The sequence below is a fragment of the Streptomyces racemochromogenes genome, assembly GCF_039535215.1.
GTDB lineage: Bacteria > Actinomycetota > Actinomycetes > Streptomycetales > Streptomycetaceae > Streptomyces > Streptomyces racemochromogenes.
The window spans coordinates 4,000,734-4,026,013 of record NZ_BAAAWT010000001.1 but is presented as its reverse complement, the minus strand read 5'-3'; the positions used below and the strand labels follow the sequence as shown (position 1 = coordinate 4,026,013).

Annotated in this window: 19 protein-coding genes and 1 pseudogene; 10 read left to right on the top strand and 10 right to left on the bottom strand. The window is 74.1% G+C overall.

Annotated features, from left to right (window positions below; genetic code table 11):
- The first annotated feature begins 139 nt into the window (after nucleotides 1-139).
- From ABD973_RS18730 to ABD973_RS18720, 3 genes are all read left to right on the top strand, one after another.
- Nucleotides 140-889 carry a GOLPH3/VPS74 family protein gene (locus ABD973_RS18730; RefSeq protein WP_345501021.1) on the top strand — a complete coding sequence of 250 codons (750 nt, stop codon included), beginning with the start codon at nucleotides 140-142 and terminating at the stop codon, nucleotides 887-889.
- Nucleotides 890-1,221: 332 nt separating this feature from the next.
- Nucleotides 1,222-2,106 (top strand): helix-turn-helix domain-containing protein, encoded by an 885-nt coding sequence (locus ABD973_RS18725; RefSeq protein ID WP_125821425.1) that lies wholly within the window; start codon nucleotides 1,222-1,224, stop codon nucleotides 2,104-2,106.
- A gap of 183 nt (nucleotides 2,107-2,289) precedes the next feature.
- Complete coding sequence (locus ABD973_RS18720) at nucleotides 2,290-2,502, top strand: DUF397 domain-containing protein (protein ID WP_125601481.1); 213 nt, start codon at nucleotides 2,290-2,292, stop codon at nucleotides 2,500-2,502.
- Between the two features lie 167 nt (nucleotides 2,503-2,669).
- Here the strand turns inward: ABD973_RS18720 and ABD973_RS18715 are convergent, their stop codons facing one another.
- Nucleotides 2,670-3,524 carry a hypothetical protein gene (locus tag ABD973_RS18715; protein ID WP_125821426.1) on the bottom strand — a complete coding sequence of 285 codons (855 nt, stop codon included), beginning with the start codon at nucleotides 3,522-3,524 and terminating at the stop codon, nucleotides 2,670-2,672.
- A 128-nt stretch (nucleotides 3,525-3,652) separates the two neighbouring features.
- Between ABD973_RS18715 and ABD973_RS18710 the strand changes: the two genes are divergently transcribed.
- Nucleotides 3,653-4,864: an aminotransferase-like domain-containing protein gene (locus ABD973_RS18710; protein WP_125821427.1), complete on the top strand. Its 1,212-nt coding sequence runs from the start codon at nucleotides 3,653-3,655 to the stop codon at nucleotides 4,862-4,864.
- On the opposite strand, the gene ABD973_RS18705 is transcribed toward ABD973_RS18710, so the two are convergent.
- On the bottom strand, nucleotides 4,861-6,855 hold the full coding sequence (locus tag ABD973_RS18705; RefSeq protein WP_345501017.1) for an AMP-dependent synthetase/ligase: 1,995 nt from the start codon (nucleotides 6,853-6,855) through the stop codon (nucleotides 4,861-4,863). The two genes, ABD973_RS18710 and ABD973_RS18705, sit on opposite strands and share 4 nt — an antisense overlap.
- Before the next feature lie 117 nt (nucleotides 6,856-6,972).
- Between ABD973_RS18705 and ABD973_RS18700 the strand changes: the two genes are divergently transcribed.
- Both ABD973_RS18700 and ABD973_RS18695 read left to right on the top strand, forming a co-directional pair.
- Nucleotides 6,973-7,983, top strand: a complete 1,011-nt coding sequence (locus ABD973_RS18700) for an AraC family transcriptional regulator (RefSeq protein WP_125821429.1) — start codon at nucleotides 6,973-6,975, stop codon at nucleotides 7,981-7,983.
- Between the two features lie 187 nt (nucleotides 7,984-8,170).
- Complete coding sequence (locus ABD973_RS18695; RefSeq protein ID WP_125821430.1) at nucleotides 8,171-9,334, top strand: lipase family protein; 1,164 nt, start codon at nucleotides 8,171-8,173, stop codon at nucleotides 9,332-9,334.
- Nucleotides 9,335-9,392: 58 nt separating this feature from the next.
- Here ABD973_RS18695 and ABD973_RS18690 read toward each other — a convergent pair whose 3' ends face one another.
- On the bottom strand, nucleotides 9,393-10,949 hold the full coding sequence (locus tag ABD973_RS18690) for an alpha/beta hydrolase (protein WP_345501013.1): 1,557 nt from the start codon (nucleotides 10,947-10,949) through the stop codon (nucleotides 9,393-9,395).
- A 102-nt stretch (nucleotides 10,950-11,051) separates the two neighbouring features.
- The gene (locus ABD973_RS18685; RefSeq protein WP_125821432.1) at nucleotides 11,052-12,962 is read right to left on the bottom strand and encodes an AMP-dependent synthetase/ligase; all 1,911 of its coding nucleotides are present in this window, start codon (nucleotides 12,960-12,962) and stop codon (nucleotides 11,052-11,054) included.
- Nucleotides 12,963-13,178: 216 nt separating this feature from the next.
- On the opposite strand from ABD973_RS18685, the gene ABD973_RS18680 reads away from it, so the two are divergent.
- Nucleotides 13,179-13,910, top strand: a complete 732-nt coding sequence (locus ABD973_RS18680) for an LppU/SCO3897 family protein (RefSeq protein WP_241253276.1) — start codon at nucleotides 13,179-13,181, stop codon at nucleotides 13,908-13,910.
- On the opposite strand, the gene ABD973_RS18675 is transcribed toward ABD973_RS18680, so the two are convergent.
- A complete protein-coding gene (locus ABD973_RS18675) occupies nucleotides 13,895-14,026 on the bottom strand; it encodes a hypothetical protein (RefSeq protein WP_345501010.1) in 132 nt (43 codons plus the stop codon). The genes ABD973_RS18680 and ABD973_RS18675 overlap by 16 nt on opposite strands.
- Before the next feature lie 173 nt (nucleotides 14,027-14,199).
- Here ABD973_RS18675 and ABD973_RS18670 point away from each other — a divergent pair, with 173 nt between their 5' ends.
- Nucleotides 14,200-17,208: a HEAT repeat domain-containing protein gene (locus ABD973_RS18670; RefSeq protein ID WP_345501008.1), complete on the top strand. Its 3,009-nt coding sequence runs from the start codon at nucleotides 14,200-14,202 to the stop codon at nucleotides 17,206-17,208.
- Here ABD973_RS18670 and ABD973_RS18665 read toward each other — a convergent pair.
- Together ABD973_RS18665 and ABD973_RS18660 are read right to left on the bottom strand one after the other, a co-directional pair.
- Nucleotides 17,186-17,875: a hypothetical protein gene (locus ABD973_RS18665; protein WP_125821435.1), complete on the bottom strand. Its 690-nt coding sequence runs from the start codon at nucleotides 17,873-17,875 to the stop codon at nucleotides 17,186-17,188. The genes ABD973_RS18670 and ABD973_RS18665 overlap by 23 nt on opposite strands.
- Nucleotides 17,876-17,965: 90 nt before the next feature.
- Nucleotides 17,966-19,870, bottom strand: a complete 1,905-nt coding sequence (locus tag ABD973_RS18660; protein WP_386382341.1) for a DUF4153 domain-containing protein — start codon at nucleotides 19,868-19,870, stop codon at nucleotides 17,966-17,968.
- A 549-nt stretch (nucleotides 19,871-20,419) separates the two neighbouring features.
- Here ABD973_RS18660 and ABD973_RS18655 point away from each other — a divergent pair.
- Nucleotides 20,420-21,013 carry a hypothetical protein gene (locus tag ABD973_RS18655; protein WP_345501004.1) on the top strand — a complete coding sequence of 198 codons (594 nt, stop codon included), beginning with the start codon at nucleotides 20,420-20,422 and terminating at the stop codon, nucleotides 21,011-21,013.
- Nucleotides 21,014-21,070: 57 nt separating this feature from the next.
- Nucleotides 21,071-21,979 carry a DUF2199 domain-containing protein gene (locus ABD973_RS18650; protein WP_125821438.1) on the top strand — a complete coding sequence of 303 codons (909 nt, stop codon included), beginning with the start codon at nucleotides 21,071-21,073 and terminating at the stop codon, nucleotides 21,977-21,979.
- Here ABD973_RS18650 and ABD973_RS18645 read toward each other — a convergent pair.
- The 3 genes and pseudogenes from ABD973_RS18645 to ABD973_RS18635 form a co-directional block, all read right to left on the bottom strand.
- On the bottom strand, nucleotides 21,972-23,468 hold the full coding sequence (locus ABD973_RS18645) for an FAD-dependent monooxygenase (protein WP_345501002.1): 1,497 nt from the start codon (nucleotides 23,466-23,468) through the stop codon (nucleotides 21,972-21,974). The two genes, ABD973_RS18650 and ABD973_RS18645, sit on opposite strands and share 8 nt — an antisense overlap.
- A 121-nt stretch (nucleotides 23,469-23,589) precedes the next feature.
- On the bottom strand, nucleotides 23,590-24,138 hold the full coding sequence (locus ABD973_RS18640; protein ID WP_125821440.1) for a DUF1062 domain-containing protein: 549 nt from the start codon (nucleotides 24,136-24,138) through the stop codon (nucleotides 23,590-23,592).
- 179 nt (nucleotides 24,139-24,317) lie between these two features.
- Nucleotides 24,318-25,169, bottom strand: a pseudogene (locus ABD973_RS18635) (helix-turn-helix domain-containing protein).
- Between the last annotated feature and the right edge of the window lie 111 nt (nucleotides 25,170-25,280).

Below are 25,280 nucleotides of genomic sequence, written 5' to 3'. Positions count from 1 at the left end.
GTGTCCCGTCTAGGGGGCATCGCCCAACCGCTAGACGAGAACGACATAGCTACTGGTTCCCGCCCAAAGCGAACAGGCACTCTCGACAGATGAATGTGAGAGGCGTCACCCTGTCACTCATCCACGCGGGGAGGCATGGATGGGCAGGAGCCGCAGAACAATTCCGGAGGAGCTTCTGCTGCTCGCTTTGGACCCGGCCACGGGTACCACGGCGCAGCCGCAGTCGCTCGACCTCGGCCTGGCCGGGGCACAGCTAGTGGAGCTGGCTCTGGCAGGACGGATAGCCCCTGACGGGGATCGTATCGCCGTGGTGATGCCACGGCCGACAGGAGATCCGACTCTGGACTCCGCACTGGAACTGCTGCGCAGGCGCGGCAGCCCGGTACGGGCCGTCCACTGGATCGGCGGACCCCGGCTGGGGCTCCGCCAGATTTACCTCGCGCACCTGGAGCGCTGCGGCATGGTGCATGCCGTCGCGGGACAGATGTGCGGGGTGCTGCCGACGACTCGCTACCAGGCGACCGACACGGCGATCAGCCGGGACATCCGTGCCCGGCTCGACAACGCGATCCGCACCGGCGTACCGCCGGACCCGCGGACCGCGGCGCTCGCCGCGCTGGCCCACGCGGTCGGTCTCGGCAAGCACCTGTACCCCGGCAACGAGGGGCGGTCGTCCAGGTCCCGGCTGCGGGACCTGATCCGGCACGACCCGATGGGCGGTCTCGTCGCGCACGCCGTGATGGACGTCCAGAACGGCGTGGCCGCACAGCCGCGCCGTGACCGCGCCGCGCTGCCGCAGCCGCAGCCGGCCGTCCGGGCCACGGCGAGCGGCGCTGTTCCGCTGCAGCCGCGCCGGACGGGTGCGATGGCCCGCGCGGCCGCGCACTGAACCAGGGGTACGCGTACGACCCGCACGGCCCGCCACACCCCTTGACCCACCGGCGGGGCACGACCCACGGAAACGCTGATCCACCGATCCACGGATCCGCAGCTCCACCAGATCCGCCAGATCCACCAGATCCACCGACACCGCGGCCGGAGGTCCCCCAAGACCCGGTCCCGGAGCCGCCCGCGCGGGGTGGCGAGGCCGACGAGACGGCTTCGCCACCCCGCGTGCCGCTTTCCCGCGTTCCCCAGCGCCGTCGCACCCTTCGGTGGCACTCTGCTGAACACCAGACACTCAGCGAGACAGCGACAGAAGAAGGCGGAGGTGCCGTCCACGTGGCGTCCAATGTCAATCCCACCGTCCGACGCCGCCGACTGGGCATGGAGTTGCGCAAACTCCGCGAGGACAAGGGCATGACGGCCGAGCAGGTCGCCGAGCGCCTCCTCGTCTCCCAGTCCAAGATCAGCCGTCTGGAGAACGGCCGCCGGTCCATCAGCCAGCGCGACGTCCGCGACCTGTGCGAGGTGTACGAGGTCGAGGACCCCCGGCTCGTGGACTCCCTCATGCAGATGGCCAAGGACTCCCGCCAGCAGGGCTGGTGGCACGCCTTCGGCGAGATCCCCTACAGCGTCTACATCGGCCTGGAGACGGACGCGGCGAGCCTGCGCACCTACGAGCCCCAGATGGTGCCCGGCCTGCTCCAGACGCCCGAGTACGCCCAGGCGCTCATCCGCGGCGCGCTGCCCGAGACGGCGCCGGCCGATGTGGAGAAGCGCGTCCAAGTGCGCATGCACCGCCAGAAACGGCTGTCCGAGACGGAGAACAACAACCCGGACGTCGGCCCGCTGCGCCTGTGGGCGGTCATCGACGAGGCGGCGCTGCGCCGGCACGTGGGCGACCCGCAGTTGATGGTCCGGCAGCTGGAGTTCCTGATAGAGCAGTCGCAGCAGCCGTACATCACCGTGCAGGTGATGCCCTTCACGATGGGCGCCCATCCGGGAATGAACGGGCAGTACGCGATTCTGGAATTCCCGGACGCCTCGGACTCGACGGTCGTCTACATCGAGGGCGTGACGAGCGACCTGTACCTGGAGAAGGCCAACGACGTCCAGAAATACAGCGTGATGTACGAGCACCTGCGCGCCCAGGCCCTCAACGTGGACCAGACCCGGCAGTTCATCTCCGAGATCATCGAACAGCACGCGGCGAAGGCGAACTGAGCGCCGGGGGCCAGCACGGTACACCGTCGATCCCCGGCCACAGAAGGCCTGAATGGAATATGCCACCCGGTCGAGTGAATGCTCCCTTCGGCCATCGGGAGCTGCCGGTAGCGTCGATCACGTCGGCCTGGGAAATCCCCGGCCGGCACGCAACCGGAACTACTCGCTGAACCGGAGAAGAACATGGCTATTCGTCAGGGCGGCACGGAAAACTGGACCAAGTCCTCCTACTCCGGCGGGAACGGTGCCTGCGTCGAGGTCAAGTCCCCCGTCACGCAGGCCATCGCCGTCCGCGACTCGAAGGTGCAGGACGGTCCGTCCCTCACCTTCGCGCCGGGCTCCTGGACTTCCTTCGTCACCGGTGTGGTCGAGGGCGGACTGGGGCGCCTCGCCTGAACCGTCGGAACCCCCCACACAGCAGAACCCCGTACGGAGCCCTCTCGACCGGCCCGCCGTCCTGGCCGAGGGGGCTCGGCCGTGTCCCGCACCGCTCGGCCGTCGCCTCCGACCGCCGTCAGCCGCCCGCCGTCAGCCGCCCGCCGACCGCCGTCAGCTGACCGCCGTCAGCGCAGCCGGTCCACGTACCGGTCGGTGCCCGGCACCGTCGGGACGAACGGCGCGACCAGCTCCACCCGCCCCAGCCCCGACTCGGCGACCTCCGCGTCCAGCCCCTCGAAGCGGTCCCAGCAGGTGCGCGGGTCGGCCTCCAGGAACCACAGCAGCGTGAGCCGGGTGTCGACCCCCTCGACCTGCTTGACGTAGGTCATCCGGTCGCCGGGCAGCGGCGTCGGCCGGAAGACCGTCACCATCGCCGCCGGTGAGCCGTGCAGCCGGCGCGGCAGCGCCCTGGAGCGCAGCCACTCCAGCAGCTCCGCCCGCCGCCCGGGCCCGTCGGCGTCGACGACCTGGAGGACCAGCCCGGCGTACGGGTGGTCGAGCGCGTGGAAGTCCCGGGGGCCGGCCGCCCCGTCGCGGTAGACCGTGGCCTCGTGGTCCTGGAAGGCCGTGAAGACGTGCGTGCGGTCCTGGTAGACCCGGCCGTCGCGGCCCAGGCGCTTGTTGATGCCGACGGTCCACTTCATGTGCTCGTCGTAGCGGCCCTCGGTGACCCAGTACGTCGACAGGTAGCAGCCCGCGGTGACGGGCTGGGCGACCGCCGACTTCTCCGGGTAGCGCAGCTCCTGGAGATCGCGGGTGGCCACCCAGCGCCTGCCGGCGTACATCCAGGGCATGGCCATGGCGCCGGCGTAGTAGTGGTCGTCCTCGTACCAGCGGTTGTACGCGTACTCGTGGCCCGGGTGCGGTTCCACCATGGTGATCAGGGCGTGGCCGGGGCGGACCCCGTACGGGCCGACGGCCGCGAGCTCCGCGTAGTCGCCGGCCCGGGTGTCCTCTCGTTCCCGCTCGTCTCTCGTCATGGCACCGGTCTATCTGATGTTCCGTCAGTTGTGGAGGGTGTGTGCGGTGTTCACCCCTCGGAAAGGTAGGTGCCCTCTACAGCTTTCGCCGTTAGGCTGCGGCCACCCGCCACCGAAGGAGCCGACCCATGCCCCCGAGCAGCACCGCCTCCACCCCCGCCGCCGGACTCCCCGCCTTCGCCGCGCGGGCGCGCGGTGTGGCCGGCTCGCCCGTACGGGAGATCCTCGCGCTCACCGAACGTCCCGGGGTGATCTCCTTCGCCGGCGGCCTGCCCGCGCCCGAGCTCTTCGACACCGAGGGCCTGCGCGCGGCGTACGACACCGTCCTGAGCGGCGCGGGAGCGGCCCGCGCCCTCCAGTACTCCACCACCGAGGGCGCCCCCGAACTGCGCTCGGCCGTCGCCGCCCGGGCCGCCGCGCGGGGCCTGGCCACCTCGGCGGGGGACGTCCTGGTCACCACCGGCTCGCAGCAGGGGCTCACCCTCCTCGCCGCCACCCTCCTGGAGCCCGGCGACACGGTGCTCGTGGAGAACCCCACCTACCTGGCGGCCCTCCAGTGCTTCGCCCTGGCCGGGGCCCGCGTCATACCCGTGCCCTGCGACGGGCAGGGCCTGCTGCCCGACGCCCTCGCCGAGATCACCGCCCGGGAACGGCCCAAGCTGCTCTACACGATCCCCACCTTCCAGAACCCGACCGGCCGCACCCTGCCCGGGGACCGCCGGGCCGAGGTGGCCCGCACCGCGGCACGGCTCGGGCTGTGGCTGGTGGAGGACGACCCGTACGGCGACCTCCGCTACGAGGGCGCCCACGAGCCCTGGATCGCCGCCCACCCCGGCGCCGAGGACCGCACCGCCCTGCTCGGCAGCTTCTCGAAGGTGATGGCCCCGGGGCTGCGCCTGGGCTGGCTGCGCGCACCCGCCGCCCTGCTCCGCGCGGCGGTCGTCGCCAAGCAGGCGGCGGACCTTCACACCTCGACGGTGGACCAGCTGGCCGCCGCCCACTACCTCGGCGCCCGGGACCTCGACGCCCACGTGGCGCGGGTCCGGGACGCCTACCGCGCCCGGCGCGACGCCCTCCTCTCGGGGCTCGCGGAGGCGCTCCCGGCGGGCTCGGAGTGGAACCGCCCCGAGGGCGGCATGTTCGTGTGGGCCCGCCTCCCCGAGGGGTACGACGCGGGGTCCCTGCTGAAGTCCGCCGTCGGGCACGACGTGGCGTACGTGCCCGGGGCGCCCTTCTTCACGGGCACCCCGGACCCGCGCACGCTGCGGCTGTCCTTCACCACGCACACCCCGCAGGAGATCGCCGAGGGCCTGGACCGGCTGCGGCGCGCCCTCGGCTAGCCGGCCGCGTACAGCTCCTCGATCTCGGCCGCGTAGCGGCGGGCGACCTCCGCGCGGCGCAGCTTCAGCGTCGGGGTGAGGGTGCCGGCGCCGACCGACAGCTCCTCGTCCAGGACGCGGAAGGCGCGGATGCGGGCCGGGCGGGAGACGGTGGCGTTGGCGGCGGCGACGGCCTCCGCCACCAGCTCCCGTACCGCCGGGTGCGCGGCCGGGGCCGGGCCGAGGTCGAGGGACTCACGGGCGGCCCAGGCGGCGACCTCCCCGGCGTCCAGGGTGATCAGGGCCACCGGGTGGGGGCGGCGGTCACCGATCAGGACCGCGCGCGAGACGAGGCGGGAGGCGGCCTGGACGGCGAACTCCACCTCGGTCGGCGTGATGTTCTTGCCGGCGGAGGTGATGATCAGCTCCTTCTTGCGGCCGGTGAGGGAGAGGAAGCCGTCGGCGTCCAGTTCGCCCAGGTCCCCGGTGCGCAGCCAGCCGTCCGGGTCCAGGGCGCCGGCCGTCGCGTCCGGGTTCGCGTGGTAGCCGAGGAAGACCATCGGCCCCCGGGCGAGCACCTCGCCGTCCGGGGCGATCCGCACCTCGCAGCCCGCCACCGGCCGGCCCACCGTGCCGTACCGGACGGCGCCCGGGTGGTTGAGGCTGATCACCCCGGCCGACTCGGTCATCCCGTAGCCCTCGAACACCCGTATCCCGCAGGCGCGCAGGAAGTCGAGGGTGGCCGGGGCGATCGGGGCGCCGCCGGTCAGGGCCCACCGGAGCCGGCCCCCGAAGGCGGCCCGGACCAGGGCGTAGAGGGAGCCCTCGGCCGCCTCCCACGCCGGGCGCAGCTCCGCGGGCAGGGCCCCGTCGGCGGCGAGCACGCCGAGCCGGACGGCCTCCTCGAAGCGTTCCCGGCCGCCGTCGCGGCCCTCCGCCAGCCCCAGCACCACCGCGTGGACCTTCTCGAACAGCCGGGGCACCGACGGCAGGTGGGTGGGCCGGGCCTCGGCGAGTTCGGCCACCACGTCCTCGATCCGGCCCCCGAAGTAGCACAGCTCCCCGCCCTGCAGCAGGGTGGTGAACTGGATCAGCTGCGCCAGCAGGTGCGCCAGCGGCAGGTAGAGGTACGTCGAGTCGCCGGGCCCGCCCTGGACGAGCGGGAGGGTGGCGTCCTGGACGGCGCCGAGGTTGGCGTGGGTGAGCCGGCAGCCCTTGGGCAGGCCCGTGGTGCCGGAGGTGTAGACGATCGCGGCGTCCGCCGCGGGGGTCACGGCGGCGGCCCGCGCGGCCAGCCGGGCGTCGGCGGCGGCCGCGTCGCCCGCGCTTGCGGTGTCCGAAGCGCTCGCGGGGTCCGAAGCGGCCGCGCCGCCCGAAGCGCTCGCAGGGTCCGCGCTCGCGCCGCCCGCGCTCGCGCCGCCCGTACTCGCGCCGCCCGCGCTCGCGGCGCCCGTACTCGCGGCGCCCGTACTCGCGGCGCCCGTACTCGCGGCGCCCGTACTCGCGGCGCCCGTACTCGCGGCGCCCGTACTCGCGCCGCCCGCGCTCGCGGCGGTCGTGCTCGCGGCGGTCGGCGGGATGCCGGGCTCGGCCATGCGGACGACCGCCCGCAGCGCCGGCAGCTTCGGGCGCAGCGCCTCCACCCGGGCCGCCTGGGCCGCGTCCTCGCAGACGGCCACCACCGCCTCGGAGTCGGACAGCACCCAGGCCAGCTCCTCCTCCCCCGCCGTCGGGTACACGGGCACCAGCACCGCGCCCGCCGCGAGGATCCCGAAGTGGGTGTACGTCCACTCGGGCCGGGTCTCCGCGAGCACCGCCACCCGCTCCCCGGCCCGGACGCCCAGCCCGAGCAGGCCGCGCCCGGCAGCGCGTACGGCGGCGCCGAGTTCGGCGTACGTACGGCTCTCCCAGCCGTCGCGGCCCGGGCCGCGGAAGCGGAGCGCCGGGGCGTCCCCGTACCGCTCCTCGGTCCACTGGGTGAACACCGCCAGCGTGCTCGGACGACCGTCCATCGCTTGCCCTCCCGGGATAGGTGACCCCCGATGGTGGGCACGCCCGGACCCGGTCCGGCATGACCGGAAGCGTCACCCCCGCTGACCGCGGCGCTCATTGGGGCTACCTTCGAAGCCATGGGGAGGCGGACGGTCACCGTGCACCACGTGCGGGCCGTGCTCGCGGGGGCGCGGCGGGCCGGCTGCGACCTGGTGCCACTGCTCCAGGAGGCCCAGATCCCGCCGCTGCTGCTCGGAGACGACCGGGCGCGGGTCACGCCCGCGCAGTTCGCACGGCTCTTCCGGGCCCTGTACCGGACCACCCAGGACGAGTTCCTCGGGCTGTCGGCCGTGCCGAGCCGGCCGGGGACCTTCGCGATGATGTGCCACGCCTGTCTGGGCTGCCGGGACCTGGGCGCGGCCGTGGAGCGGGCGGCGGCGTTCTACGGGCTGTTCCCGGGCGGCCCGGAGCTGGCCCTGGAGACCGGGGGCGGGGAGGCCCGGTTCACCGTCCGCAACGACTTCGACGGGGACGAGGAGCGGTTCCTGACGGAGTGCGTCCTCGCGATCTGGCACCGGCTGTGCAGCTGGCTGGTCGGACGGCGGATCCCCCTGGTCCAGGCCGCGTTCGCCTATCCCCCGCCGCCGCACCGGGACGAGTACGACGCCCTCTTCGACTGTCCGGTGCGCTTCGGGGCCGGCCGCACGGAGGCCGTGTTCGACGCGCGCTGGCTGACCGCGCCGCTGGTACGGGACGAGGCCGCGCTCGACGCGATGCTGCGCCGGGCCCCCTTCGACCTGCTGTCGCGCCCCGAGTACGGGACCACGGTCGCCGAGCAGGTCCGCCGGACCCTGACCCGGCGGCTGTGCGGCTCGCCGCGGCTGCCCGAGCTGGGCGAGGTGGCGGCGCGGCTGGCGGTGTCCCCGGCGACGCTGCGGCGCCGGCTGCGGCAGGAGGGAACCTCCTTCCAGCAGCTCAAGGACGACGTGCGGCGGGACGCGGCGATAGCGGGCCTGGCCGAGGGCGGCGAACCGATCGCGGAACTCGCCGCCCGCCTGGGCTTCTCGGAGGACACCGCCTTCCACCGCGCGTTCCGCCGCTGGACGGGAACGACCCCGGGCACGTACCGAACCACCTCCGGCGGCTGACGGCCGCACGGCCGCCCCGGCCCGGCCGGTGTCCCGGCCCGGCGAGACCTGGGGCCGAGCGGCGGGGCGGGGTGGGGTGGGAGGGCGGGTCAGGAAAGGTGAGCTTTCCGGTCAGCGACATGCCGACCGGTCGGTCACTACCTTCGCCTCACCTGCCCCCACCCCCACGCCCTTTGGGAGACCCCCCATGCGCATGCGCAGCAGCAGCACGGTCCTGGCCGCCGCCGTGGCCGCCCTCGGCTTCCTCGCCCAGGTCCCCGCCGCCACCGCCGAGGAGGCCGCGGCCGACGGTGGCCGCCCCGGCGACGTCGTCGGCAGCGCGCCCTCCGCCTTCCACCCGCTGCCCGGCCAGCCGACCGGCACCAGGGCCTGGAAGGTCCACTACCGCTCGACCACCGCCGACGGCGCCCCGAACGTGGTCTCGGGCACCGTCATCGTCCCGCAGGACGGCCGCACCGGCCCGCGCCCGCTGATCACGTACGCCGTCGGGACGGTGGGCCTGGGCGACTCCTGCGCGCCGAGCGCGAACCTGCCGAACGGCACCGCCATGGAGGCCAACCTCATCCAGCAGTACACCCAGCGCGGCTGGGCCGTCGTCGTCACCGACTACGAGGGCCTCGGCACCCCCGGCGTCCACACCTACACGGTGGGCCCCTCGGCCGGCCACGCCATGCTCGACGCCGCCCGCGCCGCGATCCGGCTGCCCGGGACGGGCCTGTCCGCCGACACCCCGGTCGGCATCGTCGGCTACTCCCAGGGCGGCCAGGCCAGCAGCTGGGCCGCCGAGCTGCAGGGCTCGTACGCCCCCGAGCTGAAGGTGAAGGGGACGGCGACCGGCGGTGTCCCCGCCGACCTGCTGAAGGTGGCCGCCTCCAACAACGGCTCCTACGGCTCCGGCCTGATCTTCATGGCCGCGGCCGGCCAGGACGCGGCCTTCCCCGAGCTGGGGCTCGACTCGTACCTCAACCCGGCGGGCCGGGCGCTGGTGGCCGGGATGAAGGAGAACTGCGTGGCGGTCGACGCCGTCGCCGGCTCCTTCAAGCGGATCTCCGACCTGACCACCCGCGACCCGCTCGCGCAGCCCGACTGGCAGGCCCGCCTGAACCAGAGCCGGCTGGGCCGGACCGCCCCGGCGGCGCCGGTGCTCCAGTACCACGCGCTCGGCGACGAGCTGATCCCGTACGCGGTGGGGCGGCAGCTGCGCGCGGAGTGGTGCGCGCGGGGTGCGGACGTCCAGTTCGACACGATCGTGCTCGGTGAGCACGTCAGCGGGGTGATCACGCACTCCCCGGCGGTCGGGAACTGGCTGGCGGACCGCTTCGCGGGCCGCGCCACCCGCCCCGACTGCTAGGGCCTGAGCCGCCGCCCGGCCCGCCGGTTCAAGCCCAGCCGGTTCACTCCCCGGCGGTTCACTCCCCGGCGGGGCAGGAGCGCGTCCCGCCAGGCAGCTTCCCCGCGATGAGGAACTCGTCGACGTAGCCGCGTACGCAGGCGGAGGAGCCGTAGCCGGTGTGTCCGTCGCCCTTGTGGTCGATGATCACCGCCGAGCCGAGCCGGCGGGCCGTCTCCTCGGTCCACTCGTACGGGGTCGCCGGGTCGCCGCGCGTGCCGACGAGGAGCATCCGGGGCGCGCCCGGGTGATCGATGCGGCGGATGAAGTCGGTGCCGGCGGGGCGGCCGTAGCAGGAGAGCACGGTCATCAGCTGGCCCGGCCCGAACACGGGGGAGGTGCGGTGGAACTCGTCGCGCAGGTCGCGGATCTCCTGCTCGACGGCCTCCGGACTGGCCTTGTCGTTGCTCCGGTCGGGGTCGTCGGCGCAGTTGACGGCGGTGAGGGCGGCCGCGGCGTTGTCGTCGGGGATCCGGGTCGGGCCGTCGGGGGGCGGCGGTTCGTCCGGGCCGCCGAGTTCCATCAGCGGGACCGGGTCGCGGTCGCGCTCGACGCGGGCGAGGGCCTGGGCGAGGTCGGGCCACAGGCTCCGGGAGTACAGGGCGGACCCGATGGCCCCCACCGCGTCCTGGCCGGTGAAGTGGGAGCCGTCGTGCCCGACCAGGGGGTGTTCGTCGAGCCGTTCGACGAGGGCCTCGACCTTCTCGCGGGCGGTACGGGTGTTGGTGCCGTAGACGCAGTCGTACTGGTGGGCGCACCAGCTGAGGAAGTTCTCCAGGGCCCGCTGCTGGCCGCGGGCGGAGACGAGGGCCTGCTCGGTGAGCGGTTCGGTGAGGGTGTCGACCCCGTCGAGGACCATCCGGCCGGTCCGCCGGGGGAACTGGGCGGCGTAAACGGCGCCGAGCCGGGTGCCGTAGGAGAAGCCGAGGTAGTTGAGCTTCTCGTCGCCGAGGGCCTCGCGGATGCGGTCCATGTCGCGGGAGACGTTGACGGTGCCGATGTACGGGAGCACCGGCCCGGAGTGCAGGGCGCACCGCTCGGCGACGGCGCGGAGGGCGGCCAGCTGGGAGGCGGCGTCGCCGGGCACCTCGTCGCCGGTCTCCTGGGAGCCGCCGCAGGAGACGGGGGTGCTGAGGCCGACGCCGCGGGGGTCGAAGGCGACGAGGTCGTAGCGTTCGCCGAGCTTCGCGAAGGGCTTGGGGTCGGCGGCGAGGGAGGCTATGCCGGGGCCGCCGGGGCCGCCGAAGTTCAGCAGGAGCGAGCCGAGGGGCCGTCGGCCGGGGGCGGTGGCGGGGAGGCGGGCCACGGCTATTCGGGTGGTGCCCTTGGCGGGGTGGGCGGGGTCGAGGGGGACGGTCACCTCCGCGCACCGCATCTCCGCGGGCACGCGTTCGAGGGGGCAGTCCCCCCAGTGCAGGGGCGCAGGGGTCGCCGCCGGGGTGACCGAGGGGGCGGCGGGGGCCGCCGGGGCGGCGGTGAGGGAGGCGGCCAGCACCACCGCGGAGGCCGCGCAGGCGCTTCCGGTGGCCGTACGCAGACGCGGACGGGGACGGGGACGGGGACGGGGACGGGGCATGCGCCCTCCTCGGGTCGCCCCCCGGACCGGTCGGCCCAGCTCACCATAAGCGGGCCCCGCCGCCCCCGCCCCTCGGGCCGCCCGCCCTGGACGGCGTACCTCTCAGGCGGTGCGGGGCGCCCGGTACAGCTCGTCGATCTCCCTCTCGTAGTCCCGGGCGATGGCGCCGCGCCTGAGTTTCAGCGAGGGGGTCAGGTGGCCGCGTTCCTCGGAGAACTCCCCCGGGAGGACGGTGAAGCGGCGGATGGACTCGGCCCGCGACACCAGCTTGTTCGCCTCGTCCACCGCCCGCTGGAGCTCCGCCAGCAGCTCCGGGTCGGTGACCAGCTCGCGGACCGGCACGCCCTGCTTCTTGTGCATCTGCCGCCAGTGCGCGAGGCCGTCCGGCTCCAGGGTGACGAGGGCCGCGATGTAGGGGCGGTTGTCGCCGATCACCAGGCACTGGCCGACCAGCGGGTGGGCGCGCAGCCAGTCCTCCAGGGGCGCGGGGGCGACGTTCTTGCCGCCGGAGGTGATGATCAGGTCCTTTTTGCGGCCGGTGATGGTCAGGTACCCGTCGGCGTCGAGTTCGCCGATGTCCCCGGTGGCCAGCCACTCCCCCGGCGGGTGGGCGGCGACGTTCCAGTACCCGGCGAAGACGTGCCGGCCGCGCAGCAGCACCTCCCCGTCGTCGGCGATGCGCACCGCCGTCCCCGGCAGCGGCCAGCCGACGGTGCCGAGGCGGGGGCGCTGGGGCGGGGTGACGGTCGAGGCCGCCGTCGTCTCCGTCAGTCCGTAGCCCTCGAATACGTCGATCCCCGCGCCGGTGTAGAAGGCGGCGAGGCGCCGGCCGAGGGGGGAGCCGCCGCTGAGGACGTAGCGGACCCTGCCGCCGAGGGCGGCCCGGATGCGGCGGTAGACGAGCGGGTCGTACAGGGCGCGGGCGGCCCGCAGGCCCATCCCGGGCGTCTTCCCCTCCACCGTCTCCCCGTACCGCTGGGCGATCCGCGCGGCGCGGTCGAAGGAGGCGGCCCGGCCCGTCTTCTCGGCGGTGGCGCGGGCGGTGTTGTAGACCTTCTCCAGGACGTAGGGGATGGCGAGCAGGAAGGTCGGCCGGAAGCCGGCGAGGTCGGCGAGCAGTTCCTCGGTGGCGATGCTCGGCGCGTGGCCCAGTTTGACCCGGGCGCGCAGGCAGCCGACGGCGACCATCCGCCCGAAGACGTGCGAGAGCGGCAGGAACAGCAGGGTGGAGGCGGGGTCCTTGCTGGCGGAGCGGAAGACGGGGTGCAGCAGCTCGACCGCGTTGTCGACCTCGGCCTGGAAGTTGCCGTGGGTCAGCACGCAGCCCTTGGGGGTGCCGGTGGTGCCGGAGGTGTAGACGAGCGTGGCGACGGATCCGGGCGTACGGGCGGCCCTGCGCGCGTGCACGATCGCGTCGGGCAGGTGCTCGCCGGCCTTGACGAGCCGGGCCAGCGCGCCCGTGTCGAACTCCCACAGGTGCGCGAGCCCGGGGAGGTTGGCGCGCTCGGCGCTGATCAGGCGGGCCTGGACGGTGTCCTCGACGGCGCAGGCCACGGCTCCGGAGTCGTGGATGATCCAGCGGGCCTGGACAGCGGAGGAGGTCGGGTAGATGGGTACGGTCACCAGGCCCGCGGCCCATCCGGCGAAGTCGAGCAGGGTCCACTCGTAGGTGGTCCGGGCCATGATGGCGAGGCGGTCGCCCTCGGCGAGCCCTTCGGCGATGAGCCCCTTGGCGACGGCGAGGACCTCGCGCGCGAACTCGGCGGCGGTGACGTCGCGCCAGGTGCCGTCGCGCTCCTTGCGGGCGAGGACGGCCTCGCGGGGGGCCTCGCGGGCGTTCTGGAACGGTATGTCCCCGAGGGAGCCGCCGGCCGCCGGCCCGACGAGCGCCGGCACGGACACCTCGCGCACCACGCCGCCGACGATCGTCTTGACGGGCTCGACGGGCTCGACGGCATTGACGGCATTGACGGGCTTCGGCTGGCCTGCGTCCACGGCGTTCTCCTCGGTCATCCCGCTGTTACCGGCGGTAATGTACGCACGCCCCCACGCCGGGGACCACCCCCCGTACACCATCTCCCCGCCGGCTCCACACCCCGTCGACGGCGCGCACACGCCGGCCCCGCATGCCCGGAACGCCTGCGTCAGCCGGCGCCGAAAGGGGAGAATCCCGCTGGGCCCACCCCCCACCCCTAGGAGCAGCCGGTGTCGCCTTCCCAGGAAATCGAGTTGACGCTCACTCCCGCCCAGGCCGCCGAAGGGGTGCTCGTATCCGTCCCCCTGCCGACCGGCCCCCAGCGCCTGCGCATACCCCCGGCCCGCAACGGCGACCTCGTCCGGGCCCGCGTCGGCGACACCGAAGTCCTCCTGCGCATCCGCGTGTCGGGCCCGCCGGCCCCGCCCCCGGCCGCGCCGCAGCCGGCCCCGTCGGGCAAGAGCGGGGCGCTGGGCTGCCTGGCGGCGTTGGCGGTGGTGGCGGTGGTCGTCAGCCTCGTCATCGCCAACTCCGACGACGACTCGACCCCCACGGCCTCCGCGAGCCCGACCTACACCCGGTACACCCCGCCGACGTACAGCCCTCCCACCTACACCCCGCCCACGTACCGCCCGCCGACCTACACCCCGCCGACGTACACCCCTCCCACATACGACCCCGCACCGGCACCGCCCCCCACCACGGAGGCGCCCCCGAGCCCCTTCGACACGGGCACCTGCCTCAACGGCCAGCTCCCGGACTCCACCACCGCCCAGACGGTCCACGGCGTCAAGGAGGTCTCCTGCTCGGCCTCCGACGCGCACTACCGCGTCATCCAGCGCTTCCCGGGCACCCACGACATGAGCCGCTGCGACGCCAACCCCCGTACCGAGTACGGCTTCTCGTACCAGTACACCCTCAACGGCAGCGTCATCAACGAGTACGTCTACTGCCTGGTCGGCATCGGCTCCTACTCCCGCGCCTGACCCTTCCCGGCCACCCGCCGCCACACCCACACGGCACCACCGACGACGACGGCGGCCACCACCCCACCGACCGCCTCCGGCACGGCGGCGAGCAGCAGCTCCTGCACAGCGGACATACGCCCCTCCTTCACCCGACGGCCCCGGAACCGGGACACGAGGGAGACCTTGACCGGTTTGCACCCGGTCCCCACCCGGGCAGGGACGCCCTGGGACGGCGGACCGCCGCCACCAGCGGGGATCCGCCCGGGCCGGGGACCATCGGATCCGCCCAGGGACAACGAGGGGGAACATGGGGTCCGACACGGGGGCGTGGCAGCGCTACGGGGCCTTCCTGCGCACCCAGGCCGCCGAGGCCGGCATGGGCCCGCGCGACGTCGAGCAGGCCTTCAGGGAGGCGGCCGTACGGGAACCGGACCGCCACATCGGCGAGATGAAGTGCTCCAAGTCCCACATCGACCGCATCTACAGCGCCCAGGCGAAGCCCAGTCCGCCACTGGAGTTCACCCTCCAGTTCCTGCGCATCGCCAACAAGGCCGCCCGCCTGACCCAGCAGGAACACGCCCGCCGCTGCGAGGAGGCCCGTTCCCTGCTCCGGGCGGCCATGGCCCCACCTCGGCCGGCGTCCGACGAGAACGACGCCGCCTCCCTCCGCCACCAACGGGACCTCGCGCTCACGCAGCGGGACCTGGCCCTGGTCCAGCGCGACCTGGCCGAGGCCACCGGCACCGAGACCCGCCTGCGCTACGCCCTGCGCGACGCGGAGTTCCTGCTCCTGACCCTGTTCCAGATCACCGGCGCGCTGCGCGAGATCATCGCCGGGAACGACGTCCGCGCCCTCCGGGCCGCCGACGCAAGCGAACTCGCCCGGCTACGCGACGAGACCCGCCAGGCGGAGACGTACAAGACGACGGCACAACAGGAAGCGGACCGCGTCATCGCCCGCAGGCTCACCCTCGAACAGCTCTGGGACCGCGCCCGCGCCGACCTCCAACGCCTCTCCCAGCACCCGGACATCTCAGAACTCGCCTTCACCCCCCACCCCCCGGGCGGCCCGCCCACCCCGATGCCGCCGGCCGACCTGTTCGCCCAGCCCGCCCTGGACGACATCGCCGCCGCACTGACGAAGGCGCACGAGGTCAACACCCGTGAGGAGGAGTCCGTCCGTGCGCTGCGCAGGACCTTCGTGGACCAGGACGGCTTCCTGGATCGCGATGGCGAGTTGGACGTCCTCCTGGCTTCGACCCGCCTCAACGACCCCGAAGCGCGCCACTCGGTCATCGACGCGCTCGCCAGCAGCTGGCGTCACAGCGAGGCCGCCAGGGAGGCCGTCATCCGTCTGGCCGCCGATCCGGACCCCACGGTCAGGAGATATGCGGGCGAGGGAATGGCAGACGGGTGGGCCGGCGACCCGGTCGCCCGGGACGCACTGCTGCGGATGGCCCGCGACACCGACGCCCGCGTTCGGCAGTCCGCCGTCCATGCCCTGAGCGGCGGATGGAGTGGCGACCCCGTCGCCCGTGACACCATCCTGCAACGAGCCTCGGATCTGAGTCCGGAGGTCCACAAGAGCGTGGTGATGGCACTCTCCCGAGGATGGCCCGGGGATCCTACCGCTCTGGGCACCGTTCTCCTCTTCGCGGACGCCCGGGAGCCATCCGTCCGCGAGGCGGTTCCGAAGGCGCTCTCGGACGGATGGCCCGGCGAGCAGTCGGCATGCGAGACCCTTCGGCGGCTCACGGCGGACGGGGACGTGGATGTCCGCCGCCGGGCCATCCGTGCGCTGGCCTCGGGCTGGGCCGGGGAACCCATGACCCTGCGCGCCGTACGAGCGGCGGCCTCCGACAGGGACGCGGACGTACGCACAGCCGCCGCCCATGCCCTCGTGACCGTCCGAAACGAAGATCCCGCCGCCAAGACGTTGGTCCTGCAACTGGCCCGCGACGGGGAGGCAGAGGTTCGCCAGGCTGCCGCCCACGCGCTCCACAGGGGCTGGAGCAGCGACGAGGAAGCCCGGCACATGCTTCTGCAGCTGGCGCGGGACCCCAGCCCGAAGGTACGCGAGGACGCACTCGGCTCGCTCGCCACCGGTTGGCCGAACGACCAGACGAGCCGGCATGCCCTGGTCCAACTCGTCCGCGATGAGAGCGCAGATGTCCGCCGCCAGGCGGCCGCCTCTCTCGCAAGGGGCTGGGCCGGTGACCCCTTCGCGCGAGAAGCCGCGATCCACCTCACAGCTGATGGCGACCCGATTGTCCGCCGTTCGACAGCGGAGGCGCTGGCCGACGGCTGGCCGGGGACCCCTGAGGCGTTGGCCGCCCTGCTGGATCTGAGCTTCGACCAAAGCGCGGACGTGCGCCAGGGCGTCGCCGACGCCCTGGGCCAGGGCTGGCCACGAGACCTCGCGAGCGGGGCGGCGTTGCTGCGGCTGGTACACGATCCGAGTGCGGACGTCCGGCGATCCGCCACCCAGGCCCTCGGCATCGGCTGGGGAGGGGTCCGAAGCGCCCTGGACACAATCATCCTGCTCGCTGACGACTCCAGCCCGCCGGTTCGCGAGGCCGTCGCGACCGCCCTTGCCGAGGGCTGGGCCCCGGACGCCACGGCACGCAGCGTGGTCCTGCGACTGGCGGACGACGGCGATGCGGATGTCCGCCAGCAGGCCGGCTTGGCACTGGCGAAAGGCTGGCCTGGTGATCCCACAGCCCTGAGGGCGCTCTCCAGGTTGCTCGATGACACCGATGGGGCCGTCCGGCAGCGGACCGCCCACGCGCTTGCGAGGGGGTGGGCCGGAGATCCCACAGGCCGTGACGCCGTACTGCAGTTGACCGACGACCCGGACATGCTCGTCCGTCGGCTCTCGGCCGATGCGCTGGCCGCCGGCTGGCCCGACGACCCCACCGCCCGGGGCGCCGTCCTGGAGCTGACGCACGACGTGAGTGACGAGGTCAGGGCATGGGCTGCTGACGCCCTCGCGGAGGGCTGGCCCGGCGACCCCGAGTCGCGTGACCGTGTCGTGGAGCTGCTGGCCGACAGGGCCTGTCGGCTGTACGTCACCAGCTCGCTGGCGGAGGGCTGGTCGGGCGACCCGATCGCCCTGGCCGCCGTCCTCCGGCTAGTGACCGACCGGGATGCCGACGTCCGTGAGACGGCCGCCGGGGCGCTCGCCTATGGGTGGGCCGGCGATGCGGCGGCCGAGGAGGCATTGCGGCGGCTCGCGGCCGATCCGGCGCCCGCCGTGCGGCGGGCCGTCGGGGAGGCGCTCAAGGAGCGGGAGGCTACTGCCAGCGGTACGGCTTGATGCTCGGGTCGTAGGAGCAGGTGACCGTGGTGCCGTTCGTGGCGCGGGCCGTGCGGCCGCGGTCGGCGTTCGGGCAGAACTGGCCGTCCACCACCGGGTGGCCGTTGGATGTGCAGGCGTAGCCGCTCTTGCCGTCCGGGCAGGCGGTCATGGAGCCCGATGTGCTGCCGCCCGTCGTCGTGGACGGCTTGGTCTTCGACGGGGCCGGGGCCTCGGTGGTGGGCGGCGGGGTGTGGGACGGGTCGTTCTTCTCGTCCAGGTAGCCGTGGTGGCTCACCGAGCAGTCCGCCTGCTTCGACGCCAGGTTGAGGGTGACGTCGGCGGTGGGCGGGAGGGGGTCGGCCGCCTTCGGGGTGGTGGTGCACACGTACCAGGTGTCGTGCGCGTCGGGGAGGACGACGTCCGTGTGCAGGGCCGTGATGGTGATGCGCGTGACCGACACGGACAGGGCCGCGAGCGCCTCCCGGGATGCCTGGGCGGTGCGGCCCGTCAGGTCCGGCATGGACGGGGCAGCTGTGGAGGGCGCGGCCGTCGGGGTGGTGGTCGGTGAAGGGGCGGCCGTTGCCGCCGTGTTGGCCTTCGGGGCGGACTGCGCGGCGCCTCCGCAGCCGGTGAGGGCGAGGACGCCGAGGGCGGCGACGGGGGCGAGGAGCCGGGATATCCGCACGGTGGGGGTACTCCTGGGGCGAAGCGGCCGGATGGCCGGATGGCGGGCCGTCAGGATGGCATGCTCACGGCCGCTCCGCCCCGGATTCCGCTACTCCACCCGGCTCGCGAACGCGCCCAGGCGGCGGCATTCCGCGACCGTCGCCGTCAGCGGGCGCTCGCGCAGGATCCGGCGGGCGCGGTGTTCGCCGAGGCTCGTCGCGTACCAGGGGGCGTCGGAGGCGTGCCGCAGGTCGGCCTCGATGCCCATCAGGGCGCAGGAGCGGCGGGGTTCGGGGAGGCGGTCCAGGTAGGGGGCGGCGTCCGAGGAGAGGTCGCGGAGGTAGGCGAGGTCGAGCTTGTTGTCCTGCTGGTAGCGGGTCACGTTGTACTCGGCGATGATCCCGTCCGGTGAGGCCAGCCCGAAGGCCAGCACCGTCGCCGCCGCGCCGGCGACCACCGCGCGGGCCAGCCAGCGGCCGCCCGCGACACCGGCCGCCATCAGCAGCACGATGACCAGGCCCAGCCACAGCTCCATGGTGACCACCGACAGCCGCAGCCGCGTCAGTCCGTACGCGTCCACGTACAGGTCCATGCGCCGCACCGCCGACGCGACCACCACCAGGGTCAGCAGGCACAGCGTCCCCAGCACCGAGCGGACCAGGCGCCGGTCGCCGGCCCCGCCGCGCGGGGCCCAGCGCAGTGCGAGCGCGATGACCGCGAGGACGAACACCGTGGCCCAGAGCAGCTGCCAGAAGCCCTGGCGCGCGTACTCGGCGTACGTGAGGCCCGTGCTCTCCAGCACCTTGTCGTAGCCGCCGAACAGCACCGCCAGCTGCACGGCGTTGAACCCGGCGAAGAGCAGGTTCAGCACGATCAGCGGCAGGCTCCACTCCACCCGCGAACGCGCCTTCCACTGGCGGGGCTTGACCCGGTCCCAGCGGTGCGGGGCGGCGGCCGTGCGGGCGGCGGCGAGGGCCAGGACCGCGCCGAGCAGGAAGAGAAGGAACCTGAACGGGCCCTCCCCGACGGACACGTCGGGCAGCAGGCCGCCGAGCAGGTCCGCGAAGGCCGCGTCGGCGGAGGCGAACAGACCCCCGAACACGAGCAGCAGGGCCGCCGCGACCAGCGCCGCCTTGACCACGGACAGCCAGCGCTCACGGCCCGCCCCGCCGCCGCGCGAGCGCAGTCCGGCCCAGGCCCAGCCGACGCCGGTGACGGCGCTGTCGAGGAAGCCGAGCGGGGCGAGCAGGACGCCGGGCCAGCTGCGGGTTCCGTGGAGGGTCAGCGCGGCCAGCAGTACGGCGGCGAGGATCGCCAGGGTGGAGGGCCAGGCGGAGTCCCGCAGCGCCGGAACGGCGAGCAGCGCCACGCAGCCGGCCGCCCACAGCAGGCTCCAGGGGCGGGCCTTGCGCCCGGCGGCGCGGGCGGCGGCGTACGCGGCGACCATGGCGGGCAGCACCGCGAGCAGCAGGCCGGGGCCCATGCCGTCGCCGAGGACGACGGCGGTGGTGAGGCCGGCGGCGAGCACGGCGACGAGGGTGGCGGTGTGGATCGGCGCGGCCTCGGCGGGCCGGATCCGGCGCCACATGGAGTTCGCGGCCCGCGCGGCGGCCTCCTCCCGGGCCTGCTGCTGGCGCAGCCGGAGCTGTTCCATCTGCCAGAAGTGCCAGGCGGCCGGGTCGTGCCCGGCAAACCCGGGCGCGATCGGCGCCACGGGAACCGGGCCGGCGGCCGCCGGAGCCTGGGCAGTGGGTGCCGCGCCGTGCCCCCCAGACCCGTGAGCCGGGCCGGCAGACGCCGGAGCCGGGTTGGCGGCCGCCAGAGCCTGGGCGGCAGCCCCGGGAGCCTGGGCGGCAGGCGCCGACATCTGGCCGGCAGTTGCCGGAGCCTCACCGGCAGGCGCCGGAGCCTGACCGGCAGACGCCGACGCCCGGGCGGCAGGTGCCGGAGCCGGGGCGGCGGCCGCCGGAGCCTGGCCGGCAGACCCGGGAGCCTGAGCGGCCGAAGCCGACATCTGGCCGGCAGTTGCCGGAGCCTCACCGGCAGGCGCCGGAGCCTGACCGGCAGACGCCGACGCCCGGGCGGCGGCCGCCGGCGGAGCCTGAGCGGCAGGCGGGGGCGTCTGACCGGCGGGGGCCACGGGCGCCGGGGCCTGGGCGGTCTGCGGGGCCGGCGGCTGGGCGGGCTGTGGGGCCTGGGCGGGCCCGGCCGCCTTCGCCTCCTCGGCGTCGCCGGCGTTGGCGGCGTTGTCGGACATGAGTCCCTCCCCTGTTGCGGAGCCGTCAGCGTAGGCCCGCGCCCCCAAGTTTTGAACACATTCAACTCCCCCTGTGGCAGGACCGTGACAGACCGACGGGTCGGCCCGGCCCGCGACTTCCGGTCGACACCCCCGGGGGCGAGGGGTTACATGGAAGGAACGGACTGCCTCCGGGGCCGAACCTCGCGCGCCGCGCGCTCGCCCCCGTGTACCGCTCCGGCCCGCGTGGGCCGCGTACCGCCGCCCGGCGTCGTCCCCCGCGGCGCGGCCCACCTCGCGGCTCCCGCCCCACAGGTGAGGAACGACATGAACCAGCGCACCCGTACCGCCCTCGTCATCCCCCTCGCGGCCTGTTCGCTCGCCCTCGGGCCGGTGACCGCCGCCTGGGCCGCAACCCCGCACGCCACCCCGCACGCCGCCCCCACGGCCCAGTGCTTCGTCGAGCCCAAGGCCGGAGACGCGACCAAAGTGATCGTCACCGGGCAAGGGTTCGACAAGGCCAAGGGCAAGGCCACGGTCGACCAGACCGACGGCGACGGCGGAGCGCTCGTCACCGTCGGCATCGACGGCAAGCTCACCGCGGCAGACCTGCCCGCCGGCAAGTACACCGTCTCCCAGCAGAACGGGGCCTCGGCGACCTGCCTGTCCGGCCAGGCAGCGCAGGACGTGGTCAACCAGAACTTCATCGACAGCGAGCGCAAGCGCGGCACCCGTGAGGGCTTCACCGACGGCAAGGAGCTCGCCCAGGCCGGCGTGTGCGACGCGAAGCCCGAGCCCAAGGTGAAGAACCTCCAGGGCCTGACCGCCGACAACGAAGCCAAGAAGAAGGCGGAGGAGGCCTACAAGGCCGCCTACAGCGCCGCCTTCGGCGCCGCGCTCAACCGGTACTGCACCGACTGACCGAGCCCCGCCCCCACCCCGCGCAGCGTCGTCGCCCGGCCCCCGTAGGGTGCCCGGGTGACGACGCACCTCCCCACCTGCTCCTGCTGCGGTGACGCGCTCCCGGACGGGCAGCGCCTCGACTTCGGCTTCAACCTCCCCGAAGCCGCCTTCGGGCTCCCCGAGGAGGCCCTGCACCGACTCGGCGTCCGCGCCCTGCTCCGGGTGGACGGGGCCGGCTCCTTCATCCGCTGCCTGCTGCCCGTCCGGCTGAGCCGGGACACCGAACTCGTCCTCGGCGCCTGGGTGCAGGTCGACGACGCGACCCTGCGGCGGGCCCACGAGCTGTGGGAGGAGCCCGGGTACGCGGAGTTCGCCTTCACGGGCACGTTCGCCAACCGGATCCAGCCCTGGGCCGAGGCCCTGTTCGGCGCCGAGGTCACCGCCCGCGTCGCCGACCCGGACGAGCTGCCCGTCGTCACCGGCGTACGCCACCCCGTGGCCGCCCGCGTCCTGACGGAGGTCTGGGACCGGGACGAGGTCCTCAGCCGCTTCCCGTCCCCGCTCCCGGTCGACGTGCGCACCGACCTCGGCGACGGCTGGTCGGTGGTCCGCACCGCCGGGCTCACCGCGTCCTTCGCCGACGGCTACGACCGCTTCACCGGCCCGACCCGCAGCGCGGCCGTCAGCCTCAAGCGCGACGACGTCCCGGGCCGCGCCCCGGCGGACTTCCTCGCCGCCCTGCTGTCGGGCGCCCCCGACACCCGGCCCGCCCAGCGGCTGCGCGAGGAACTGCCCGGCGGCGGCCTGCGGTACGCGTTCTGGCTGACCCCGCAGGACAGCGGCCGCCCGCGCCACGAGCTGTACGGGTTCACCCTGCACCCCTCCGGCAGCGGTGCCGGGATCTCCTGCAGCCACCAGGACCCCGACGGCCTGGTCTGGGCCCAGCGGATCTGGCGCTCCCTGGCGTACGAGGGGATCAGCTGACCGGGTCGCCGAACCACCGGGACAGGGGGGCGAGGAGTCCGGCCGGGTCCTCGCCCGCCCAGGCCACGTAGCCGTCCGGGCGCAGCAGCACCGACGGAGCGCCCCGCTCCGCCCCGGAGTCGGCGACGTGGTCGACCCGGTCCTCCCAGCCCGCCACCGACAGCCCGCCGGTCCGGTCGAGGAGCAGGCCCCGGCCGCCGCGCATCAGCTCGTACAGCCGCCGCCCCGTCCCGAGGGTGACGTCCCGCATCCGGCGGCCCAGCAGCTCGTGGCCGTCGCCGTCGCCGTCGCCGAGGTCGTAGCGTACGCCGACCGCGGAGGTCAGCTCGGTCACGTACCGGTTGACCTCCTCGAAGTCCAGCAGCTTCGAGAACAGCTCCCGCAGCGCCACCGCCCCGGCGGTGTTCTCCAGCAGCGCGGTCTGCGCCCGGGTGTTGGCGATGACGGCCGCGCCCACCGGATGCCGTTCGGCCTCGTACGTGTCGAGCAGCCCGGCCGGGGCCCGGCCGCCCACCTCGGCGGCGAGCTTCCAGCCGAGGTTGAACGCGTCCTGGACGCCGAGGCTGAGCCCCTGGCCGCCCGTCGGCGGATGGACGTGCGCCGCGTCGCCCGCCAGCAGCACCCGCCCCACCCGGTAGCGCTCGGCCTGCCGGGTGGCGTCGCCCACCCGCGACAGCCAACGCGGCGAATGCGCCCCGAAGTCGGTGCCCGCGTGGGCCCGCAGCCGCTCCTTGACCTCGTCGAGGGTCGTCTCGGCCGTACGGTCCTCCGCCACCCCGTCGGCGGGGACGATCACCCGGTAGACGCCTTCCCCCATGGGGATGATCCCGAACCGGACGTGGACCTTGCGCACCTTTGCCGTCACGGCGGCCACCGTCTCCGGATCCTCGGCCAACTCCATGTCCCCGAGCAGCGTCTCGACCTTGGCTGGCTCCCCCGGGAAGCCGACGCCGAGCAGCTTGCGCACCGTGCTGCGGCCCCCGTCGCAGCCGACGAGGTAACGCGCCCGCAGCCGCGTCCCGTCGGACAGCTCGACGTCCACCCCGTCGGCGTCCTGCCCCAGCCCCACGACCTCGCAGCCGCGCCGGACCTCGGCGCCCAGCTCCACCGCCCGCTCGGTCAGCAGCCGTTCGGTGACGGTCTGCGGGGTGGCGAGGCCGTACGGGTGCGCGGTGTCCATCAGCTCCGGCCGGAGCTTGAGCAGTCCGCCGAAGTCGGCGGTCCGGTACGGCTCGCTGACCTCGAGGAACCGGTCCAGCAGCCCCCGCTGGTCCAGCATCTCGACGCTGCGCACCTGCATCCCGCGCCCGCGGGACTGCCCGGCCGGCTCGGTGAGCCGTTCGAGCACGACCGTCCGCACCCCGGCGAGGCGCAGCTCGGCGGCCAGCATCAGGCCGGTGGGCCCACCGCCCGCGATGACCACGTCGATCGTGTCGATGGCGTCGATGGCGTCGCTCTTCTTCAACTGCTCCCCGTTTCCCCAGGTCATGGCTACGAGTGGGGATTCTGGAGCATGACGGGGGCCTTGCGGCAAGACCCCCGTCGGGCTATAACTTGATCATGGCGAGGTGCTCATGAGCTCCTCGCCATTGCCGTTTCCCCGGCAGGGATCAGCGCTTGAGCAAGAAGCTGAAGTCCCCGGAGAGCTTCCCGCCCAGCCGGACCGCCGAGACGAGCTTCCCGGCCGTGATCAGCCGCTCGACCTCGGCCCGCGGAAGACCGCACCCCTCGGAGATCAGCCGCACCGGCCGGACCGGGATCCGCGCCGCGAAGCGCACCGAGACGTCGATCACCTCGCGGTCCAGGTGGTCCGGTCCCCCGGTGTCGAGGCGCCAGGCGCCGTCCCAGTCGAGGGCTACGCGATTGCGGCGCCGCAGGACCGGATCCTGGAGCAGCTCGGCGGCCAGGCCCGGGTCGTTGTCGTGCATCCGGTCCAGCAGCTCGGGCCGTACGGAGCGCACGTGCGCCCGCTCCAGGACCGTGAGCTTGGCCGTGTCCCCGCAGCCGGTGCAGAGGACGAGCAGCCAGGCGTCGAGGAGCTTGTGGTTGGCGTTGACGCGGAACTTGCCGTTCGCCCGGAAGGACCCCGACGCGCACGAGTGGCATCGGCGGAGGACGGCAGGAAGGCAGGTGGGAGCGACCACCCAGGTATTGAGCACAGAAGTACACCGGTTCCAGTGAGAAGACCGCAGCAGAAAGGAGCGCGGCGCACAGGCGCGACGCGCGACGAATCAGCACTCGGGGGGTCTCACACGGTGTACAACGGAACGCCCTTGTCTCGACGACGTGTTCGGCAGGAGGGTAACGGCGCCCGGCAGTGCGGCTCCACTGGTTTTCTCTAGGCGGCGAGCGGACCTTCGGGAGGGCAGTCGCGGCAGCGGCCCGGTCCGGGGGCGCGGAAGGCGCGTTCGCAGCCGTCGCAGTTCTGCCACGGGTCCGGTCACCGGGCGGCGTTCACGGCGGGCGGCGGGGCCGTCGGCATGCGCGGCGGGATCCCCGCGCGCAGCCGGTACCCGATCACCGCCGCCGGGCTGCGCATCTCGGCCGGCAGATCCGCAGCCAGGGCGTGCCGGACGGCCTCCGGCTCGGCCCCCCGGTCCAGCCAGGCGGCCACCCCGGGCGCGAGGCGCCGTACGTCCCGCTCGGCCAGCAGCAGCCGGGGGTCGTCCCCGCGCAGCCGGGCGAGCAGGTCGGCGGCGTCCTGCCGGGCGGCGGGTTCGGGGGCGGGGGCCTCCGGAGGGGGAGCGGGTGCGGGCTCCGGCTCCGGTACGGGGGCCAGGTCGGCCGGCGGTGGGGGCGGCGGGTCGTCCCCCGGCGGGACGGTGCCGCGCGGCTGGTTGTAGGACACCGTCCGGGTCGCGAGCCTGCCCTCGGGGGTCCGTACGCAGGACCGCTCCAGGTATCCGGCCGCCTCCAGCTCCCGCAGCGCGGCGGCGATCCGGATCTCCCCCTCGGGGAAGCGGGCGGCGAGCGCCTTGATGCCGATCCCGCTACCGGCGGCCAGCGACTGGATGTGCACCGCGAGCCCGATCGCCACCAGCGACAGGGCCTGGTGCTGGGCGAGGTGGTTGCCGATCACCACGTAGTGACCGGTGTGCGGCACGTTGACGTGGATGACACCTGATGGAATGGACCCGCCTCGAACGCGGGACGACGTGCGCGTGCGCACGCTAGGGTTCTTGAACGCCATTGGGAAGGTACTGCTTCCTCGTTGGTCAGGCCCTCGCCCGGGATGCCAGTCCCGGCGGGGGCCGTCTCATGTCTGATGTTGTGCGGCGAGCATATGCCCGGCAACCACCCC

What these genes read in the sequence shown, in the direction of transcription:
- ABD973_RS18675 (WP_345501010.1), bottom strand. Translation starts at nt 14,026, where the DNA reads ATGTCCGCTGTGCAGGAGCTGCTGCTCGCCGCCGTGCCGGAGGCGGTC.
- ABD973_RS18670 (WP_345501008.1), top strand. Translation starts at nt 14,200, where the DNA reads ATGGGGTCCGACACGGGGGCGTGGCAGCGCTACGGGGCCTTCCTGCGC.
- ABD973_RS18685 (WP_125821432.1), bottom strand. Translation starts at nt 12,962, where the DNA reads ATGACCGAGGAGAACGCCGTGGACGCAGGCCAGCCGAAGCCCGTCAAT.
- ABD973_RS18720 (WP_125601481.1), top strand. Translation starts at nt 2,290, where the DNA reads ATGGCTATTCGTCAGGGCGGCACGGAAAACTGGACCAAGTCCTCCTAC.
- ABD973_RS18690 (WP_345501013.1), bottom strand. Translation starts at nt 10,949, where the DNA reads ATGCCCCGTCCCCGTCCCCGTCCCCGTCCCCGTCCGCGTCTGCGTACG.
- ABD973_RS18660 (WP_386382341.1), bottom strand. Translation starts at nt 19,870, where the DNA reads ATGTCGGCTTCGGCCGCTCAGGCTCCCGGGTCTGCCGGCCAGGCTCCG.
- ABD973_RS18705 (WP_345501017.1), bottom strand. Translation starts at nt 6,855, where the DNA reads ATGGACGGTCGTCCGAGCACGCTGGCGGTGTTCACCCAGTGGACCGAG.
- ABD973_RS18730 (WP_345501021.1), top strand. Translation starts at nt 140, where the DNA reads ATGGGCAGGAGCCGCAGAACAATTCCGGAGGAGCTTCTGCTGCTCGCT.
- ABD973_RS18710 (WP_125821427.1), top strand. Translation starts at nt 3,653, where the DNA reads ATGCCCCCGAGCAGCACCGCCTCCACCCCCGCCGCCGGACTCCCCGCC.
- ABD973_RS18655 (WP_345501004.1), top strand. Translation starts at nt 20,420, where the DNA reads ATGAACCAGCGCACCCGTACCGCCCTCGTCATCCCCCTCGCGGCCTGT.
- ABD973_RS18645 (WP_345501002.1), bottom strand. Translation starts at nt 23,468, where the DNA reads ATGACCTGGGGAAACGGGGAGCAGTTGAAGAAGAGCGACGCCATCGAC.
- ABD973_RS18715 (WP_125821426.1), bottom strand. Translation starts at nt 3,524, where the DNA reads ATGACGAGAGACGAGCGGGAACGAGAGGACACCCGGGCCGGCGACTAC.
- ABD973_RS18695 (WP_125821430.1), top strand. Translation starts at nt 8,171, where the DNA reads ATGCGCATGCGCAGCAGCAGCACGGTCCTGGCCGCCGCCGTGGCCGCC.
- ABD973_RS18700 (WP_125821429.1), top strand. Translation starts at nt 6,973, where the DNA reads ATGGGGAGGCGGACGGTCACCGTGCACCACGTGCGGGCCGTGCTCGCG.